Origin of the sequence: Pseudomonas poae, from assembly GCF_001439785.1 — a bacterium.
GTDB lineage: Bacteria > Pseudomonadota > Gammaproteobacteria > Pseudomonadales > Pseudomonadaceae > Aquipseudomonas > Aquipseudomonas poae.
The window spans coordinates 57,623-74,276 of the sequence record NZ_JYLI01000021.1; the positions used below are offsets into that span (position 1 = coordinate 57,623).

The window sequence follows — 16,654 nt, forward strand, 5'->3', positions numbered from 1 at the left end:
GGGGGCTTGCTCCCGATAGCGTCGTGTCAGTCAGCCGGTCTTTCAGCTGATCCACCGCCATCAGGAGCAAGCCCCCTCCCACAAGTTGAATCGTGTACGAAGGGTTTTTAGTCTTTCTTCAGCTTGGGATTGGGAAAGAATTGCACCGCCTGGACCTTGGGGTCGGCCGGCGCCTTGAGCGCCGAAGTATTGACCCGCGTACCCAGTTCCTTGGGCACCGACAAGCCCTGGTCATTCAATGTGTCGGTATACCCGCAGGCCACGCACTCGCGGTGCGGCACGTCGTCTTCGGTCCACATTTTCAGCTTGTCCGGCTCGCTGCACGCCGGGCAGACCGCCCCGGCGATGAATTGCTTCTTGGTGATCACCGTCATGCTGCTGCGTCCTCACTCAGGCCGCTGTGGCGCAGCAGCGCGTCAATGGTCGGCGCGCGCCCACGGAAGTCGACGAACAGCACCATCGGTGCCTGGGAACCACCGCGCGCCAGGATCGCCTCGCGAAAGGCGCGACCGGTGTCGGCGTTGAGCACGCCGTCTTCTTCGAATTTGGAGAACGCATCCGCCGACAGCACTTCAGCCCACTTGTAGCTGTAATAGCCCGCCGCATAACCGCCGGCAAAGATGTGAGCAAAACTGTTGGGGAAACGGTTGTAGGCCGGCGGACGCATCACCGAAACCTCGTCACGCACGCCTTCGAGCACCTGCGCGACGCTACGACCATCGCCGTGGGTGGCGTGCATTTCAAAGTCGAACAGCGAGAACTCCAGCTGACGCACCATCATCAGGCCGGACTGGAAGTTCTTCGCCGCGAGCATTTTTTGCAGCAGGTCCTGAGGCAGCGGCTCGCCGGTCTCGTAATGACCGGAAATCAGCGCCAAACCTTCGGGCTCCCAGCACCAGTTCTCCATGAACTGGCTCGGCAACTCCACCGCATCCCAGGCCACGCCGTTGATGCCAGACACGCCGGCATGCTCGACGCGGGTCAGCAGGTGGTGCAGGCCATGACCGAACTCGTGGAACAGCGTGGTGACTTCATCGTGGGTCAGCAGCGCAGGCTTGCCGCTGTCGGCCGGGGTGAAGTTGCACACCAGGTTGGCCACCGGGCTTTGCAGCACGCCGTCGAGGGTGCGGCGGCGGTCGCGCGCGCCGTCCATCCAGGCGCCGCCACGCTTGTTGGCGCGAGCGTACAGGTCGAAGAAGAAACGCCCGACGTGCTGGCCGTTTTCCTTGATTTCGAACAGGCGCACGTCCGGGTGCCAGGTATCGAAGCCTTTTTGCTCGGCGATCTCGATGCCATACAGGCGTTGCACAATGGCAAACAGGCCGCCCAGCACCTTGTCGATCGGGAAGTAGGCGCGCAGGGCTTCCTGGGACACGCTGTAGCGCTGCTCGCGCAGTTTTTCGCCGTAGAAACCACTGTCCCAGCTTTGCAGGTCGGCGCAGCCCTGTTCGGCGGCGTAAGCCTTGAGCTGTTCCAGGTCCTGGGCGGCAAACGGTTTGCTGCGCTTGGCCAGGTCACGCAGGAAGCTCAGCACCTGGTCGCTGGACTCGGCCATCTTGGTGGCCAGGCTCAACTCGGCGAACGACGCAAAACCCAACAGCTGGGCCAGCTCCTGACGCAGATCGAGAATCTGTTCCATCACCGGACCGTTATCGTTCTGACCAGCATTCGGGCCCTGGTCTGACGCCCGGGTGCAGTAGGCGGCGTAGACTTCTTCACGCAGGGCGCGGTCGTGGGCGTAGGTCATTACTGCGTAATAGCTGGGGAATTCCAGGGTGATCAGCCAGCCGTCGAGGCCTTTGGCCTGGGCAGCGGCGGCCATTTGCGCCTTGGCCGAGTCGGTCAGGCCGGCGAGGGTGGTTTCATCGGTAACGTGTTTGGTCCAGGCCTGGGTGGCGTCCAACAGCTGGTTGGAAAACTTGCTGCCCAGCTCCGAGAGTTTGCTTTGCACTTCGGCGTAGCGTTTCTGCTGTTCAGGCGGCAGGTCGATACCCGACAAGCGGAAATCGCGCAGGGAATGCTCCAGGATGGTTTTTTGCGCCACGTCGAAACCGGCGGCTTCCGGGCTGTTGGCCAAGGCTTCGAATGCCTGGAACAACGCGCGGTTCTGGCCCATTTCGGTGGAATAGGCGCTCAACGCCGGCAAGCAGCTTTCGTAAGCTTGGCGCAACTCGGCGCTGTTGCACACGGCGTTCAGGTGGCTGACCGGGCTCCAGGCGGCGCCCAGGCGGTCATTGAGTTCGTCCATCGCCAGGACCAGGCCCGCCCAGGTAGGATTTTTACCCTGGCTTTGCAGGATGCCTTCAATGGCAACGCGGTTGTCGGCGAGGATCTGTTCGATGGCCGGTTGCACGTGCTCGGCACGGATCGCTGAGAACGGCGGCAGGTCGTAGGACTGCAAAAGCGGGTTGTTCGCGCTCACGGTGGGCACCTTGGCTGAAGAAAACGGATAGGACAAAGATGGGGCCATCTTAATTACAATCAACACCCATCGCAGCTATCAGCACATAAGAGAGAGGCTATCGTGACCCTTCGCACCTATCAGAACCACACGCCGACCCTTGGCGCCGGGGCTTTTGTCGATATTTCGGCGGTGGTGATCGGCGATGTCGAAATCGGCGCCGACAGCTCGGTCTGGCCGCTGACCGTGATTCGCGGCGACATGCACCGCATCCGCATCGGTGCGCGCACCAGCGTGCAGGACGGCTGTGTGCTGCACATCACCCACGCCGGGCCGTTCAACCCGGACGGTTTCCCGCTGCTGATCGGCGACGATGTGACCGTCGCCCACAAAGTCATGCTGCATGGCTGCCGGATCGGCAACCGAGTGTTGATCGGCATGGGCAGCATCGTGATGGATGGCGCCGTGGTTGAGGACGACGTGATCATCGGCGCCGGCAGCCTGGTGCCGCCGGGCAAGACACTCGACAGCGGCTTTTTGTACGTGGGCAGCCCGGTCAAACCCGTGCGCGCGTTGACGGACAAGGAGCGCGCGTTTTTCACCTACAGCGCCGCGAACTACGTGAAGCTCAAGGACCTGCACCTGGCGGAGGGGTTCGACCAGTGAGTCTGCGTTACTCCACCGTGCTGTTCGACCTCGACGGCACCCTCACCGACCCGCGCGAAGGCATCACGCGCTCGATCCAATACGCGCTGGCCAAGCTCGGCATCGACGAGCCGGACCTGACCAGGCTTGAACACTTCATCGGCCCGCCGTTGCTGCAGGCCTTCATGCAGTTCTACGGCTTCGACGAGGCCAAGGCCTGGCAGGCGGTGAATTTCTATCGCGAGCGCTTCAAGGTCACCGGACTGTATGAAAACCGCGTGTTCGAAGGCGTGATGCCGTTGCTGGAAGCGCTGAACCAGCAGGGGCGCCAGCTTTACGTAGCGACCTCCAAGCCGTGGGAATTTGCCCGGGAAATTGCGCGACACTTCGACTTTGCCAGGCACTTCAAGGTCATCTACGGCAGCGAGCTGGACGGCACGCGTACCGACAAGGTCGAGCTGATTGCACACCTGATGCGCGAGGAAGGCCTGGACCCGGCGGCAATCCTGATGATCGGTGACCGCAAGCACGACCTGATTGGCGCGCGCCGTAATGGGCTGGACTCGGCGGCGGTGGGGTATGGGTTTGGCAGTTTTGAAGAGCTGAGCGCAGAGGCGCCGACCTGGCATTTCGAGACGCTGGATGAGATGCATCAGGGGTTTTTGCAGCGCCTGTGAGACCGCTATCGGGAGCAAGCCCCTTCCCACATTTTGGCCGTGAACACCCGGCTAATGTGGGAGAGGCTTGCTCCCGATAAGACCAGCACTGGCAACCCCCTCCAACTGCCTGAGCGCCGCCTTGCGCTGCGCCACCGGCAACCCACCCAGCCTCTGGACTGCCGCATAAAACTTCACCCAGTCCCCACCTTGCTGCCTGAACAACCCGGCAAACGCCGGCACCCACTGGTCATACAGTCCGAACGGCAGCAACCGCGCATTGTTCAGCGGCTGGTCGATCCACGCGTCATAGCGCTTGTCGCCTGCCCACTGGCTGTCGCGCAGGTGCCGATACTCGCTGCGCAGACGCTCGAACTCCGCCGCCTTGGCCTGGCGCATGGCATCGGCGGCCAGAGGCTGTGCGTAGAGCTTCTCCAGGCGCGTGCGGGTGTCGAGGATCAACCGGATGAACTGGTCACGCTGCTGCGACGTCGCCAGGCTGAGCGGCGCCAGCCCTCTTGCGGCGCGCCATTGGCGGGTGCCTTCCTGCTCGACGAAGGTGGCAAATGACTCATTGAATTCGGTGTCGTCCTTCACATAGAAGCGCTGGTGCGCCAACTCATGAAAGATCAACGTGGCCAGGCGCTCATCGCCCCAGCTCATCATCGAACTCATGATCGGGTCGTTGAACCAGCCCAGGGTGGAGTAGGCCTCGACGCCACCGATGGCGACATCCAGGCCCTGTTCTCGCAACAGCGCCGCCTCACCCCGCGCCGCGCCCTGGTTGTAGTACCCGCGATAGGCCACGCACCCGGCGATGGGGAAGCAATGGTTCTGCGGCGACAGGGAAAATTCCTGCGTGGCAAAGACATTCCACACCACATACGGTCGGTGGATGTCAGCGTACAACCGGTAACTTTGATTGTCCGGCAGGTGCAGGTGCTCGCTGGCAAATGTGCGGGCTTTTTGCGACTGGGCGAGGTGTTCACGCAAGACCTGGGGCCGGGACGGGTCGGCAATAACGGCGGCCACCGGCTCCCGCGCGTGTAACAACTGCCATTGGCCGTCGGCCAGTTGGCTGTAATAACCGACGCTGGAGCAACCGCCGAGCAACAAGAGCAGCATCGCGGGAAATAAACGCCTGACCATGCGGCGGCTGCTCCTGAGTAATGGGGTCGCCAGACTATCGCGCTTGAAGGTGATTTTTCCACGCGATGACGTGTTTATACTCAAACCTCGTCCCGCGTTGAGTCCCCACCATGCGCCAGCTTCTGATTCCCGCCGCCGCTCTATTGCTCAGCGCCTGCGCGTTGACGCCCTTGCCAGCCGTCGACCCGCAGCAGGCGTGGGTCGATTTCACCACCCCCACACCCGGTGCCAAGCTGGTGATGGCAGAGCGTCTGGACGGGGAGAAACTCGATGACGGTCGCTTCTTCCAAATGCCCCCCGGCCCTCACGAACTGATGGTGCGCTTTGATTTTGAAGTGCCGGCAGGTGGCGGATTGGGCGGCCTCAGCCAGATGATGTACCGCACCTGTTTCATGACGCTGCAGTACAACCACTTCAAGGCCGGCCAGCGCTACGTGCTGGAAGGACGCTCGCTGGCGTTCACGCCCAACATCCGCCTGTATGACACTGCGCGTCAGCTGCTGGCCGAAGAACGCAGCGTCAACTGCCTCTGATCAGTCGTTGTTTTTCTGATAGATGATGCGCTTGGTGCCGTTTTCGCACGAACCGACAATCATGGCGCTGTCATGATTCTTGGCTTCTTCGGCCGTGATGATTTCCAGGGTGTAGGACGGAATCGCCTTGGCCTGGATATTCACTTCGATCTCTTTTCTAAGCTCTTCACAATCTTTTGGTGCGGCCACAGCCGATGTGGCCAATACACCGCAGATGATTGCCAAGGCAAAACGTTTCATGTGTGTAGCTCCCTGAATGCATGCGCACGGGTGTGCGCCTAGGCTGCATATGGCTATAGGACCACATTTGCGAAACGGGAGTTCTGATTTAACGCACAACTGAAGAGGTGGGAGGAGACTTGCTCCCTCCCACATCAGACCTGCAGTGTTTTGCAGGCTGCGTCAGTTAACGAGCGTGCCGTCCAGGGTGATGGTGGCGTTCAGCACCTTCGACACTGGGCAACCCTCTTTGGCCTTCTTGCTCAGCTCATCGAACTGCGCCTGGCTGGCGCCGGGAATTTTGGCCTTCAGCACCAGGTGAACGGCGCTAATGGCGAAGCCACCTTCAACCTGATCCAGGGTTACTTCTGCCTGGGTGTCGATGCTGTCAGCCTTGAGGCCAGCGTCGCCAAGGATCATGGAAAATGCCATGGAGAAACAGCCGGCATGGGCAGCACCGATCAGTTCTTCAGGGTTGGTGCCCTTGCCGCCCTCGAAACGGGCCTTGAAGCCGTAGGGCGCTTCGCGAAGTACGCCGGTTTCCGTGGAGATGGAACCCAGGCCAGTCTTGAGATCACCTTCCCAATGCGCGGATGCTTTTTTAACGATACTCATAGCGGTCTCCTCGAACGGTGGTTTTACGTAGTCAAGGATTCTGAGGTTAGACGGCGCGGCAAAGTTCATCTTGTCGGAAAAACCTAGCGATTTAGTAGGAAATTTCCTAGCCTGCTATTGAATCTCGGGTATATGCCCTCATTTTACAGAGCATGCACATGAAGCGGCAGGTTTGGTTCGTCTTGAAAGCCTGCGCCCCTATTGGAGAAGCAGGCTTATGAAATCGCTGTCCGACGTAAAGTTCTCGACCCTTGACTTGGTGCCCGTGCGGGCCGATGGCAGCCCGGCGCAGTCGTTGCGCAATTCCCTGGACCTGGCCCAGCACGTTGAAAAATTCGGCTATAACCGTTTTTGGGTGGCCGAACACCACAACATGGACGGCATCGCCAGCTCGGCCACCTCGGTGTTGCTCGGCTACCTGGCCGGTGGCACCTCGACCATCCGCGTCGGCTCCGGCGGCGTGATGCTGCCCAACCATGCCCCGCTGGTGATTGCCGAACAGTTCGGCACCCTGGAAAGCCTCTACCCGGGTCGCATCGACCTGGGCCTGGGCCGCGCGCCCGGCTCCGACCAGATGACCGCCCGCGCCCTGCGCCGTGAGCGCTCCGGCAGTGCGGATGACTTCCCGCAGGACGTGGCCGAGCTGATGGCCTACCTCGGCCCCCGCACCCCCGACCAACGCGTGATCGCCGTGCCCGGCACGGGTACGAATGTGCCGGTGTGGCTGCTCGGCTCAAGCCTGTTCAGCGCGCAACTGGCCGGTGAGCGCGGTTTGCCCTACGCCTTCGCCTCCCATTTCGCACCCCGTCTGATGCACGAGGCAGTGCGCGTCTACCGCAATCACTTTCAGCCTTCAGCCGTGCTGGACAAGCCCTACGTGATGCTCGGCATTCCGTTGGTGGCCGCCGACACCGACGAGCAGGCCGACTACCTGGCCACCTCGATGTACCAGCGCATCCTCGCGTTGATGCGCGGGCAAAGCCTGGTGCAGCGCGCGCCGGTGAACACCATGGACGGCCTGTGGCTGCCCCACGAAAAAGACGCGGTCGGCAGCTTCCTGGGCCTGGCCATGGTTGGCGGCCCGGCGAAAATCCGCGCCAGGCTTGAGGTGCTGATCGAGCAGACCGGCGCCGACGAGCTGATTTTCACCAGTGACCTGTACGAGCACGCCGACCGGATTCAATCCTACGAGCTGCTGGCGCAAGTGATGAAGGGCTGAACCCCAGGCGTAAAAAAACCGACGCACCTGCGTCGGTTTTTTATGTCTGAAGCACGGGATCAACCGCGCTTGTAGACGATTTCCTTGGTGCCGCCTTCACAGCTGCCAATCACTTGGGCATCGGCCGCTGCGCCTTTCTCGACGACATCCAGCGAATAATGCTGAACGCCTTTAGCGTCAAGCTTCGCTGCGAGTTCGCTTTTCAGCTCTTCGCAAGGCTTGCCCGCCGCCAGAGCTGTGCCTGCAATGCTCAACAAACCTACTGCCAACAGAAACTTTTTCATCCGTTACTTCCTTGCGCTGATCAAATTGAGCGTGCCGACGCATGCAGCGTCGGCACCCAATGTGTGTAGCGCAGGTTATGGCAATCGGCCAGCGGGCAAAGTTCAACTCACCCGATTAACTACTGGCAATGCGAAAGCCTACCTTGAGGGTGACCTGATAATGGGCAACCTTGCCGTTCTCGATATGACCACGGGTTTCAGTCACCTCGAACCACTCCAGATGCGTCAGGCTTTTGCTGGCCTCAGCCAATGCGTTGTTGATCGCATCTTCAATGCTGGTGGTGGACGAACCAACCAGTTCGACTTTCTTGTAGGTGTGATTACTCATGGCGTTTCTCCTAAAGGTCGTCAATCAAGACTAGCAGTGAATGTTCGTACTGCTTGAGGCGACCATTGGCAGGAGAAAGTTCAGAATTACTGCACTTTCTGAAACGGGCGCAGTCGGTATCTACACACGCCACTCAATCACTTTCAGGAGAGTTCACATGGCCAACACTTCTTTACGCAAAGCGTCGCTGGAAAGCATGGAAGCGGAGATTTCGAGCCTGCTCAAGTCCCTTGAGAGCCTCAAGGACGACGCGTCGGATGAGTCGCGCAAAACGCTGAAGGCCCTGAAAAGCAACGCCGAGAATGCTCTCAAGCACTCTCGCCACCTGATCAGCGACGCCTACGAAGAAAGCAAAGTCAAACTGCGCGAAACCGGCGTTGCTACCCGTGACTACGCACAAGAGCACCCATGGACTACCGCCGGTGTTGCGGTAGGCGCACTGGGTCTGCTGGCAGCCTACCTGCTGTGCAAACGCGGTGACTAATACGTGGTCTGGCGCGCCAGCTCAGCCTTGAGCCACTGCGCCAATTGCCCTGCGCGCCCGTCTGCGGCGCGCTTGGGCAGCCACAGCGCCAGGTGCGCCGGGGTTTCACTGAAGCCCCATGGCGCCACCAGCCGACCCGCACGCAGGTCCTCTGCGACCAGTGGCTGCGGTGCAATTGCCACCCCAAGTCCCGCCACTGCTGCTTCCAGCAAATAATACAAATGTTCAAACCCCTGGCCGAGTTTCAACGCGCCGGGTTCGATGCCGTGTGGCTGCGCCCAACTGGGCCAGGCTTGCGGGCGCGAGGTGGTGTGCAGCAGCGGTTCACCACACAAGGCTGAAGCCGGGGCCTGGCGCAGTCTTTCGTAACCGGCAAAACGCGGGCTCATGACCGGGCCAATGCGCTCGCTGGCCAACTCGAACACCTGCATGTCAGCCGGCCATGGCGGCTCGGCAAACACCAGCAGGGCATCGAGGCCTGGGCGACGGGGATCCAGATCACCATCCCCCGCCGAGAGGTGCAGTCGCAGGTCCGGCAGGTCGGCGTTCAAACGGCCCAGGCGCGGGATCAGCCAGCGCGCGAGCAAGCTTCCCGAACAACCCAGCACGAAGGGTGCATCGGCGCTGTGGCGGGTCAGTTCGTTGCACACCTCGCGCAGCCGCTCGAAGGCCTCGGCGCTTACATCGCGCAGCCGTGCGCCAGCATCTGTGAGTTTAAGGCCACGACCGTCCTTGACGAACAAGCTGACGCCCAGGTGCTCTTCGAGTACTTTGAGCTGGCGACTCACTGCGCCGTGAGTCACATGCAGCTGCTCGGCTGCCTGGCTGACGCTGTTAAGCCGCGCAGCGGCTTCAAACGCGCGCAGGGCGTTGAGCGGGGGAAGGTCTCGGCTCATCTGTGAGTTTTCCTGACAGGTTGCGGCGATCTTATCGGTTTTCAGCCTGGAGTGTGAGGGGTAGAGTGGACCTCATTGCGTCTCTCACCCCATTTTTCCTGGAGCGTCCCATGATTGAGTCCCAGACCGACCTGCGCAACGGCCCAGACCTTAACGGCCTGTTTGGCGGCTTCGGCGGCCGCTACGTTGCAGAAACCCTGATGCCGTTGATCCTTGACCTGGCCCGCGAATACGAAGCGGCCAAGATCGATCCGGCCTTCAATAAGGAACTGGCCTACTTCCAGCGCGACTACGTCGGACGCCCGAGCCCGCTGTACTTCGCCGAACGCCTGACCGAATTCTGCGGCGGCGCCAAAATCTACCTCAAGCGCGAGGAGCTCAATCACACCGGCGCGCACAAGATCAACAACTGCATCGGCCAGATCCTCCTGGCACGGCGCATGGGCAAAAAACGCATCATCGCCGAGACCGGCGCCGGCATGCACGGCGTGGCCACCGCCACCGTGGCTGCGCGCTTCGGCCTGCAGTGCGTGATCTACATGGGTACCACCGACATCGAGCGCCAACAGGCCAACGTGTTCCGCATGAAGCTGCTGGGCGCTGAAGTCATCCCTGTGGTGGCCGGCACCGGCACGCTCAAGGACGCGATGAACGAAGCGCTGCGCGACTGGGTGACCAACGTCGACGACACCTTCTACCTGATCGGCACCGTGGCCGGCCCGCACCCTTACCCCGCCATGGTGCGTGACTTCCAGGCCGTGATCGGCAAGGAAACCCGCGACCAGATGCTCGCCCAGGAAGGCCGCCTGCCGGACAGCCTGGTGGCGTGCATTGGCGGCGGTTCCAACGCGATGGGCCTGTTCCACCCGTTCCTGGACGACAAGAGCGTGGACATCATCGGTGTCGAAGCGGCCGGCCATGGCATCGAAACCGGCAAACACGCCGCCAGCCTCAACGGCGGCGTACCGGGCGTGCTGCACGGCAACCGCACCTTCCTGCTGCAGGACGACGATGGTCAGATCATCGACGCCCACTCGATTTCCGCAGGCCTGGACTACCCCGGCATCGGCCCGGAACACGCCTGGTTGCATGACATCGGCCGCGTCCAGTACACCTCGGTGACCGACGACGAAGCCCTCGAAGCGTTTCACAAATGCTGCCGCCTGGAAGGCATTATTCCTGCACTGGAAACCGCCCATGCCCTGGCCGAAGTATTCAAGCGCGCACCGAAGCTGCCCAAGGATCACTTGATGGTCGTCAACCTGTCGGGCCGCGGCGACAAAGACATGCAGACCGTGATGCACCACATGGAACAGTCCAAGCAGGAGAAACACTGATGAGCCGCCTGCAAACCCGCTTCGCGCAGCTGAAAGAACAAAACCGCGCCGCCCTGGTAACCTTCGTCACCGCCGGCGACCCGGGGTATGACGCCTCGCTGGCGATCCTCAAAGGCCTGCCCGCGGCTGGCGCCGATGTGATCGAACTGGGCATGCCCTTCACCGACCCGATGGCCGACGGCCCGGCGATCCAGCTGGCCAACATCCGCGCACTGGAAGCCAAACAGAACCTGGCGAAAACCCTGCAGATGGTGCGCGAGTTCCGCAAGGACAATAACGACACTCCGCTGGTGCTGATGGGCTACTTCAACCCCATCCACAAATACGGTGTGCCGACGTTCATCAGCGACGCCAAAGACGCCGGGGTCGATGGCCTGATCGTGGTCGACATGCCGCCCGAGCATAACGGCGAGCTGTGCGACCCGGCGCAGGCCGCAGGCATCGACTTCATCCGCCTGACCACGCCGACCACCGACGATGTGCGTCTGCCCACGGTGCTCAACGGCAGTTCCGGCTTTGTGTACTACGTGTCGGTGGCCGGTGTGACCGGTGCCGGTGCTGCTACCCTGGAACACGTCGAAGAAGCCGTGAGCCGCCTGCGCCGCCATACCGACCTGCCGATCAGCATCGGTTTTGGTATCCGCACGCCGGAACAAGCCGCGGCCATCGCCCGCCTGGCGGACGGTGTGGTGGTGGGCTCGGCGTTGATCGACCACATCGCCAACGCCAGCAGCCACGAGCACGCTATCGATGGCGTGTTGAGCCATTGCGCGGCACTGGCCGAAGGCGTGCGTAACGCGCGTAAGTAAGCGTCCCGTCAGCGCGAGGTAAAGTTCCTGATACAGAGGAATCAACCCGCGAGGGCACGGCCTAAACAGCAAGATCCAGGGATTTCGAACCTCGTTCGAAGTCCCTTTTTTTGTGTGTGCCCTGAGGAATCCCCGATGAAGATGCCCAAATCCGTGATTGCAGGTCTAGGCGTGCTGGTACTCGGCGCCAGCGCCCTGGTGCACGCCGCGCCGCCCGACCCACGCGGCGAAGGTCCCGGCCGTGATGGGCCACCCGGCCCCCATGAGCAACATGGCCCGCAGGACGACCGCCGAGGCGGCCCGCCGCCACGGGATTTCGGCCCGGTGCGTCAGATCATCCACGACAACCACGACCAGTTCGCACGCGGCGCGCCACCGCCACCCGACGTGCGCCTGGAACGCGGCCGGCCGTTGCCCCCCGGCTACTACGGCGAACGCCTCGGCCCCCGCGAGCTGGAGCGCCTGCCGCGCTATGAGGGCTACGAATGGCGCCGTTCCGGCCCGGACGTGGTGTTGATCGCGGTGGGCACCGGCATCGTCTACGAGATCCTTGCCAACGTACTCAACTGAGCAGACTTCGTGTGGCAAGCAGGCTTCTATTGTGAGCAGGCTTTTGTGGCGAGCAGGCTTGTCCTGCGTTGGGGTGCGCAGCAGCCCCCAAAACCGTGCTCTGCGCAGTGTCAGTTACACCGCGTTTTGCTGGATGGGGGGCGCTACGCACCCCAACGCGGGACAAGCCCGCTCGCCACAACAAGCCCGCTCGCCACAGGAATTCCGCTCGCCACCGCAGGCGGTTAGGGTTTACAACTCGATCCGTTCGACCTTGCCCACCAGCAGCACGTAGGACAACGCCCCAAGCAGCGCCAGCACGGCGATGTAGGTAATCGCCGGCGCAAATGAATCGCCGCTGGCCAGAAAGCCGATCACGATCGGCGTGGCAATCGCCGACAGGTTGCCGATGAAGTTGAACACACCGCCGGTCAGTCCCAGCAAACGTGCAGGGGCCAGGGTCGACACCAGCGACCAGGTGATCGACGCCAAACCATTACCGAAGAACGCCAGCGCCAGGAAGGCAATCACCCACGCCGTCGAATCCACGTAGTTGGCGCCGATAATCGCGGTGGAAATCAGCAGCCCGCTGATGATCGGCAACTTGCGTGCAAAGCCCACCGACGCTCCCCGGCGGATCAGCCAGTCGGAAAAAATCCCGGAACACAGCACGCCCACAAACGCCGCGAGAAAGGGCAGAGAGGCCAACAGGCCGGACTTGATGAAATCCATGCCACGGTATTTCACCAGGTAGGTGGGGAACCACGTCAGGAAGAACCACAGCGTGGAGTTCAGGCAGAACTGGCCCAGGTAGATGCCCCAGAGTTTGCGCTTGCTCAGCACAATGCCCAGGTCGACCCAGCTGAACGGCGCCTTTTTGGTCTGCGCCTGCATGTCCACCAGGCCGCCGCCGTCGCGGATCAGTTGAATCTCCGCCGCGTTGGCGCCGTTGAAATCCTTCGGCTCGCGGTACACCGCATACCAGATCAGCGCCCACAGGATGCCCACACCGCCCGTGGCGACAAACACCATGTGCCAGCCAAACCGGTGTTGCAGCCACGCCAGCACCGGCGTCAGAAACGCCAGCCCGACGAACTGCCCCGAGGTGTAAAAACCAATCGCCGTGGCCCGCTCGCGCTCGGGGAACCAGGTGGTCACCACGCGGCTGTTGATCGGATAAGCCGGAGCCTCGAGCGCACCGACCGCCATGCGCAACACGAACAGCGCGATAAAGCTGGCGGCGAAGCCCAGCATCACTGTGGCAATCGACCACAACAGCAAAGCGGCGGTGTAGAGGATGCGCGGCGGCACCCGGTCGACCAGCCAGCCGCCGGGAATCTGCATGGCGGCGTAGGTCCAGCCGAACGCGGAGAAGATCAGCCCGACATGCACCGGGTCGATCCCCAGGTCGCTGGTCAGAGCCGGTGCGGCAATCGACAGGTTGCTGCGGTCGAGGTAATTGATCACCACGGTGATGAACAGCAGCAAACCGATGAAGTAGCGCTTTCGGCTAGGCGTGACGAGAGAAGCCTGTCCGGTGAGGGATTCAGGTTGCATGGGGAGTGCCTCTTTTTATGTTTATTGAGGACAAATCTTGCTGACGGAACCACGGTCAATGTGGGAGCTGGCTTGCCTGCGATGGCGGTGAGTCAGCTTGCATCTCTGGCACTGACCCACCGCTTTCGCAGGCAAGCCAGCTCCCACATTTTTTTACCGCGTTCCGTCAGAGGGACATCACCACTCGGCAAAGCTGCCGTCGGCATGGCGCCAGATCGGGTTGCGCCAGCGGTGGCCGATGGCCGCGCGCTCGATCACGTATTCCTCGTTGATCTCGATGCCCAGGCCCGGGCCATTGGGGATCTTCACAAAGCCCTGGTCATAGTCGAACACGCCCGGGTCGCGCACGTAGTCGAGCAGGTCGTTGCTCTCGTTGTAGTGAATGCCCAGGCTTTGTTCCTGGATAAACGCGTTGTAGCAGACCGCGTCCAGCTGCAGGCAGGCCGCCAGGGCGATCGGGCCCAGCGGGCAGTGCAGGGCCAGCGCCACGTCGTAGGCTTCGGCCATGTTGGCGATCTTGCGGGTTTCGGTGATGCCGCCAGCATGGGAGGCGTCCGGCTGGATGATGTCGACATAGCCTTCGCTGAGCACGCGCTTGAAATCCCAGCGCGAGAACAGCCGCTCGCCGAGGGCAATCGGCGTGCTGGTCAGCGGTGCCAGCTCCTTGAGGGCCTCGTAGTTTTCGCTGAGCACCGGCTCTTCGATGAACATCAGCTTGTACGGGTCCAGCTCTTTCATCAGCACCTTGGCCATGGGCTTGTGCACGCGGCCATGGAAGTCGACGCCGATACCCACGTTGGGGCCGACCGCATCGCGCACGGCCGCCACGTTGGCCAGGGCCAGGTCGACCTTGTCGAAGCTGTCGACGAACTGCAGTTCTTCGGTGCCGTTCATTTTCACGGCGGTAAAGCCACGGGCCACGGCCTCTTTGGCGGCACGGGCAGTATCGGCCGGGCGGTCGCCGCCGATCCACGAATACACGCGAATCTTGTCACGCACCTGGCCGCCGAGCAGGTCGCTGACGGACACGCCGAGGGCCTTGCCCTTGATGTCCCACAACGCCTGGTCGATACCGGCCAGGGCGCTCATGTGCACAGCGCCGCCACGGTAGAAGCCGCCGCGATAGAGCACGGTCCAGATGTCTTCGATATTGCGCGGGTCTTTGCCGATCAGGTAGTCGGACAGTTCTTCAACAGCCGCCGCCACCGTGTGGGCGCGGCCTTCGACCACCGGCTCGCCCCAGCCGGTCACGCCCTGATCGGTTTCGACCTTGAGGAAGCACCAGCGCGGCGGGACGATAAAGGTCGTCAATTTGGTGATTTTCATCTGTTATCTCTCTTATCGATGCGGCGCCTGTGGGCGCGGAACTTGCTATCAGCTCAGGGCTTTCCAGGCGGCGACATACGCCTGGGCGCGGCTCGCGACCTGATCCACTGTCATACCCGGTTTGAACAACCCGGAACCCAACCCGAAACCCTTGGCGCCGGCGTCGCTGAACACCTGCATGTTGTCCGGAGCAATACCGCCCACCGGCAGCAGCACCGTGCCCGCCGGCAATACCGCGAGCCAGGCCTTGATCACCGCCGGGCCCATTTGCTCGGCCGGAAACAGCTTCAGCACATCGGCGCCCTCGGCCAGCGCGGCGAACGCTTCGGTGGGCGTGGCCACACCCGGCGACAGGTACAGGCCGGCCGCTTTTGCCGCACGCAACACCTTGGCATCGCTGTGGGGCATGACGATCACCTGGCCGCCGGCCGCCTTGACCTGCTCGACCTGCTCCGGCGTCAACACCGTGCCGGCGCCGATCAGGCAATCGGCGGGCAGGCTGTCGCGCAGGGTGCGGATGCTGGTGTACGGGTCCGGCGAATTGAGCGGCACTTCGATCACGCGAAAACCTTCGTCGTACAGCGCCTGGCCGATGGCCTGCGCTTCGTCAGGACGTACGCCGCGCAGGATCGCGATCAAACCGTTTTGTGCCAGTGCTTGCTTGAGCATGTCAGGCCTCCGTTGCTGGTTGAGTGAGCCCGGCCGCCACGGCCAATTGCCACAGGCCGCGCTCGGTGGCTTCCTGCGCCAGGCTGACGTGGGCGAAGCCGCAGAGGGCGAGGGCGCGTTGATAGCGGGTGCAGAGGGCGGCGGCGCCGACCAGGATGATTGACTGGTGTTTTGCGCTGCCCGGCAGCCCGGCGAGTTCATGGCCAATCATCAGACCGGAGAGGTAATCCGCCTGCTGCTCGGGCGAAAGCTCGGCGGTGAGGCCCAGGGTACGCGCGCTGAACAGGGTGGACAGCAAGCCGCGCTGGCCATCGGCCGACAGCGCCACGTGCACGCCCCGGTCAAAGGCTTCTGCCTGGAACTGTTCACAGGGCTTTTGGGTACGTCCCAGAATGCTGTGCTTACTCACTATCGCAAACAGCTCACCGGTCATGAACGTGTCGAAATGGGTAATGCGACCCTCGGCCACCTTGACCCATTTGCAATGGCTGCCGGGTAGGCCGATCAAGACGTCACCCCCCACCGGCAGGCTCTGCAGCACGCCCAGCACCTGGGTTTCTTCGCCGCGCATCACATTGGGCAAGCCGTCCGGCTCGATCACACCGGGCACAATGTGCACCTCGACACCCCGCAGGCTGCGCACCCGGTGCAAGGCCTGGCCCAGGCTGGAGACGTCGACGGGTGTCGTGCGATAGACCGCTTCGCTCCAGCCCTGGGCGCTGCCGACCATGCCGCAGGCGATCACCGGCAGATGGGGCGCAGCGTCGAGCCAGTCGCCACAGGCCGCATCAAAGGCCAACTCGAAGCCATCGGCGCAGCGCATGCCGGCGATATCGCGGGCCTCGGTGGGCAAATGCATGATGCCGGACGCCAGCGCACGCTGTTCCAGCACTACGCCTGCCGGGCCGAGTTTGTAAGCACGAAGGGAGCTGGTTCCCCAATCGAGCGCGATCAATTGCGCCTGCATCGCTTCACCTG

The 16,654-nt window shown here is 62.3% G+C and carries 20 protein-coding genes; 8 read left to right on the forward strand and 12 right to left on the reverse strand.

Translation table 11 applies throughout. The annotated features are described in order from the left end of the window. Window positions 1-107: 107 nt before the first annotated feature. Together TU75_RS21415 and prlC are read right to left on the reverse strand one after the other, a co-directional pair. Window positions 108-374 (reverse strand): YheV family putative zinc ribbon protein, encoded by a 267-nt coding sequence (locus TU75_RS21415; protein ID WP_003233693.1) that lies wholly within the window; start codon window positions 372-374, stop codon window positions 108-110. Continuing rightward, on the reverse strand, window positions 371-2,422 hold the full coding sequence (prlC, locus tag TU75_RS21420) for an oligopeptidase A (protein ID WP_060550045.1): 2,052 nt from the start codon (window positions 2,420-2,422) through the stop codon (window positions 371-373). The genes TU75_RS21415 and prlC overlap by 4 nt, the downstream gene beginning before the upstream one ends. 102 nt (window positions 2,423-2,524) lie before the next feature. Between prlC and TU75_RS21425 the strand changes: the two genes are divergently transcribed. Both TU75_RS21425 and TU75_RS21430 read left to right on the forward strand, forming a co-directional pair. Then, window positions 2,525-3,067 (forward strand): gamma carbonic anhydrase family protein, encoded by a 543-nt coding sequence (locus TU75_RS21425; protein ID WP_060550046.1) that lies wholly within the window; start codon window positions 2,525-2,527, stop codon window positions 3,065-3,067. After that, window positions 3,064-3,723 carry an HAD family hydrolase gene (locus tag TU75_RS21430; RefSeq protein WP_060550047.1) on the forward strand — a complete coding sequence of 220 codons (660 nt, stop codon included), beginning with the start codon at window positions 3,064-3,066 and terminating at the stop codon, window positions 3,721-3,723. Before TU75_RS21425 ends, TU75_RS21430 begins: the two co-directional genes overlap by 4 nt. A 51-nt stretch (window positions 3,724-3,774) precedes the next feature. On the opposite strand, the gene TU75_RS21435 is transcribed toward TU75_RS21430, so the two are convergent. Continuing rightward, window positions 3,775-4,851, reverse strand: a complete 1,077-nt coding sequence (locus TU75_RS21435) for an aminopeptidase (RefSeq protein WP_060550048.1) — start codon at window positions 4,849-4,851, stop codon at window positions 3,775-3,777. A gap of 110 nt (window positions 4,852-4,961) precedes the next feature. On the opposite strand from TU75_RS21435, the gene TU75_RS21440 reads away from it, so the two are divergent. Continuing rightward, the gene (locus tag TU75_RS21440) at window positions 4,962-5,384 is read left to right on the forward strand and encodes a PA0061/PA0062 family lipoprotein (RefSeq protein ID WP_060550049.1); all 423 of its coding nucleotides are present in this window, start codon (window positions 4,962-4,964) and stop codon (window positions 5,382-5,384) included. Here TU75_RS21440 and TU75_RS21445 read toward each other — a convergent pair whose 3' ends face one another. Both TU75_RS21445 and TU75_RS21450 read right to left on the reverse strand, forming a co-directional pair. Next, complete coding sequence (locus tag TU75_RS21445) at window positions 5,385-5,624, reverse strand: DUF1161 domain-containing protein (RefSeq protein ID WP_003233678.1); 240 nt, start codon at window positions 5,622-5,624, stop codon at window positions 5,385-5,387. Window positions 5,625-5,786: 162 nt separating this feature from the next. Next, entirely contained in the window at window positions 5,787-6,218 is a 432-nt protein-coding gene (locus TU75_RS21450; protein ID WP_003233675.1) for an OsmC family protein, read from the reverse strand. A 217-nt stretch (window positions 6,219-6,435) separates the two neighbouring features. Here TU75_RS21450 and TU75_RS21455 point away from each other — a divergent pair, with 217 nt between their 5' ends. Continuing rightward, window positions 6,436-7,437, forward strand: coding sequence for an LLM class flavin-dependent oxidoreductase (locus tag TU75_RS21455; protein ID WP_060550050.1), 1,002 nt, complete (start codon window positions 6,436-6,438; stop codon window positions 7,435-7,437). Between the two features lie 59 nt (window positions 7,438-7,496). Here the strand turns inward: TU75_RS21455 and TU75_RS21460 are convergent, their stop codons facing one another. Together TU75_RS21460 and TU75_RS21465 are read right to left on the reverse strand one after the other, a co-directional pair. Continuing rightward, the gene (locus TU75_RS21460) at window positions 7,497-7,721 is read right to left on the reverse strand and encodes a DUF1161 domain-containing protein (protein ID WP_003233670.1); all 225 of its coding nucleotides are present in this window, start codon (window positions 7,719-7,721) and stop codon (window positions 7,497-7,499) included. A gap of 115 nt (window positions 7,722-7,836) precedes the next feature. After that, a complete protein-coding gene (locus TU75_RS21465; RefSeq protein ID WP_003233668.1) occupies window positions 7,837-8,049 on the reverse strand; it encodes a dodecin in 213 nt (70 codons plus the stop codon). A 157-nt stretch (window positions 8,050-8,206) separates the two neighbouring features. Between TU75_RS21465 and TU75_RS21470 the strand changes: the two genes are divergently transcribed. Next, entirely contained in the window at window positions 8,207-8,533 is a 327-nt protein-coding gene (locus tag TU75_RS21470; protein WP_003233664.1) for an ElaB/YgaM/YqjD family protein, read from the forward strand. Here the strand turns inward: TU75_RS21470 and TU75_RS21475 are convergent. Next, entirely contained in the window at window positions 8,530-9,429 is a 900-nt protein-coding gene (locus tag TU75_RS21475; RefSeq protein WP_003233662.1) for a LysR family transcriptional regulator, read from the reverse strand. The two genes, TU75_RS21470 and TU75_RS21475, sit on opposite strands and share 4 nt — an antisense overlap. 110 nt (window positions 9,430-9,539) lie before the next feature. Between TU75_RS21475 and trpB the strand changes: the two genes are divergently transcribed. The 3 genes from trpB to TU75_RS21490 all read left to right on the forward strand — a co-directional run bounded on the left by trpB (window position 9,540) and on the right by TU75_RS21490 (window position 12,145). Next, a complete protein-coding gene (gene trpB / locus TU75_RS21480) occupies window positions 9,540-10,766 on the forward strand; it encodes a tryptophan synthase subunit beta (protein ID WP_060550051.1) in 1,227 nt (408 codons plus the stop codon). Continuing rightward, complete coding sequence (gene trpA / locus TU75_RS21485) at window positions 10,766-11,575, forward strand: tryptophan synthase subunit alpha (RefSeq protein ID WP_015373397.1); 810 nt, start codon at window positions 10,766-10,768, stop codon at window positions 11,573-11,575. The genes trpB and trpA overlap by 1 nt, the downstream gene beginning before the upstream one ends. A gap of 135 nt (window positions 11,576-11,710) precedes the next feature. After that, the gene (locus TU75_RS21490) at window positions 11,711-12,145 is read left to right on the forward strand and encodes an anti-virulence regulator CigR family protein (protein WP_060550052.1); all 435 of its coding nucleotides are present in this window, start codon (window positions 11,711-11,713) and stop codon (window positions 12,143-12,145) included. Window positions 12,146-12,376: 231 nt separating this feature from the next. Here TU75_RS21490 and TU75_RS21495 read toward each other — a convergent pair whose 3' ends face one another. The 4 genes from TU75_RS21495 to TU75_RS21510 form a co-directional block, all read right to left on the reverse strand. Then, window positions 12,377-13,681: an MFS transporter gene (locus tag TU75_RS21495; RefSeq protein ID WP_003233649.1), complete on the reverse strand. Its 1,305-nt coding sequence runs from the start codon at window positions 13,679-13,681 to the stop codon at window positions 12,377-12,379. Window positions 13,682-13,858: 177 nt separating this feature from the next. Next, window positions 13,859-15,007, reverse strand: coding sequence for a galactonate dehydratase (dgoD, locus tag TU75_RS21500; RefSeq protein WP_003233648.1), 1,149 nt, complete (start codon window positions 15,005-15,007; stop codon window positions 13,859-13,861). 48 nt (window positions 15,008-15,055) lie between these two features. After that, window positions 15,056-15,676, reverse strand: a complete 621-nt coding sequence (locus TU75_RS21505) for a 2-dehydro-3-deoxy-6-phosphogalactonate aldolase (RefSeq protein ID WP_003233647.1) — start codon at window positions 15,674-15,676, stop codon at window positions 15,056-15,058. 1 nt (window position 15,677) lies between these two features. Beyond that, complete coding sequence (locus TU75_RS21510) at window positions 15,678-16,643, reverse strand: 2-dehydro-3-deoxygalactonokinase (protein ID WP_060550053.1); 966 nt, start codon at window positions 16,641-16,643, stop codon at window positions 15,678-15,680. Between the last annotated feature and the right edge of the window lie 11 nt (window positions 16,644-16,654).

Excerpts from the sequence above, each read along its gene's own strand:
- TU75_RS21435 (WP_060550048.1), bottom strand. The coding sequence starts at position 4,851 with ATGGTCAGGCGTTTATTTCCCGCGATGCTGCTCTTGTTGCTCGGCGGT.
- TU75_RS21475 (WP_003233662.1), bottom strand. The coding sequence starts at position 9,429 with ATGAGCCGAGACCTTCCCCCGCTCAACGCCCTGCGCGCGTTTGAAGCC.
- TU75_RS21450 (WP_003233675.1), bottom strand. The coding sequence starts at position 6,218 with ATGAGTATCGTTAAAAAAGCATCCGCGCATTGGGAAGGTGATCTCAAG.
- TU75_RS21505 (WP_003233647.1), bottom strand. The coding sequence starts at position 15,676 with ATGCTCAAGCAAGCACTGGCACAAAACGGTTTGATCGCGATCCTGCGC.
- TU75_RS21440 (WP_060550049.1), top strand. The coding sequence starts at position 4,962 with ATGCGCCAGCTTCTGATTCCCGCCGCCGCTCTATTGCTCAGCGCCTGC.
- TU75_RS21495 (WP_003233649.1), bottom strand. The coding sequence starts at position 13,681 with ATGCAACCTGAATCCCTCACCGGACAGGCTTCTCTCGTCACGCCTAGC.
- TU75_RS21470 (WP_003233664.1), top strand. The coding sequence starts at position 8,207 with ATGGCCAACACTTCTTTACGCAAAGCGTCGCTGGAAAGCATGGAAGCG.
- TU75_RS21445 (WP_003233678.1), bottom strand. The coding sequence starts at position 5,624 with ATGAAACGTTTTGCCTTGGCAATCATCTGCGGTGTATTGGCCACATCG.
- TU75_RS21490 (WP_060550052.1), top strand. The coding sequence starts at position 11,711 with ATGAAGATGCCCAAATCCGTGATTGCAGGTCTAGGCGTGCTGGTACTC.
- TU75_RS21415 (WP_003233693.1), bottom strand. The coding sequence starts at position 374 with ATGACGGTGATCACCAAGAAGCAATTCATCGCCGGGGCGGTCTGCCCG.
- dgoD (WP_003233648.1), bottom strand. The coding sequence starts at position 15,007 with ATGAAAATCACCAAATTGACGACCTTTATCGTCCCGCCGCGCTGGTGC.
- TU75_RS21510 (WP_060550053.1), bottom strand. The coding sequence starts at position 16,643 with ATGCAGGCGCAATTGATCGCGCTCGATTGGGGAACCAGCTCCCTTCGT.
- TU75_RS21455 (WP_060550050.1), top strand. The coding sequence starts at position 6,436 with ATGAAATCGCTGTCCGACGTAAAGTTCTCGACCCTTGACTTGGTGCCC.
- TU75_RS21460 (WP_003233670.1), bottom strand. The coding sequence starts at position 7,721 with ATGAAAAAGTTTCTGTTGGCAGTAGGTTTGTTGAGCATTGCAGGCACA.
- TU75_RS21465 (WP_003233668.1), bottom strand. The coding sequence starts at position 8,049 with ATGAGTAATCACACCTACAAGAAAGTCGAACTGGTTGGTTCGTCCACC.
- trpA (WP_015373397.1), top strand. The coding sequence starts at position 10,766 with ATGAGCCGCCTGCAAACCCGCTTCGCGCAGCTGAAAGAACAAAACCGC.
- trpB (WP_060550051.1), top strand. The coding sequence starts at position 9,540 with ATGATTGAGTCCCAGACCGACCTGCGCAACGGCCCAGACCTTAACGGC.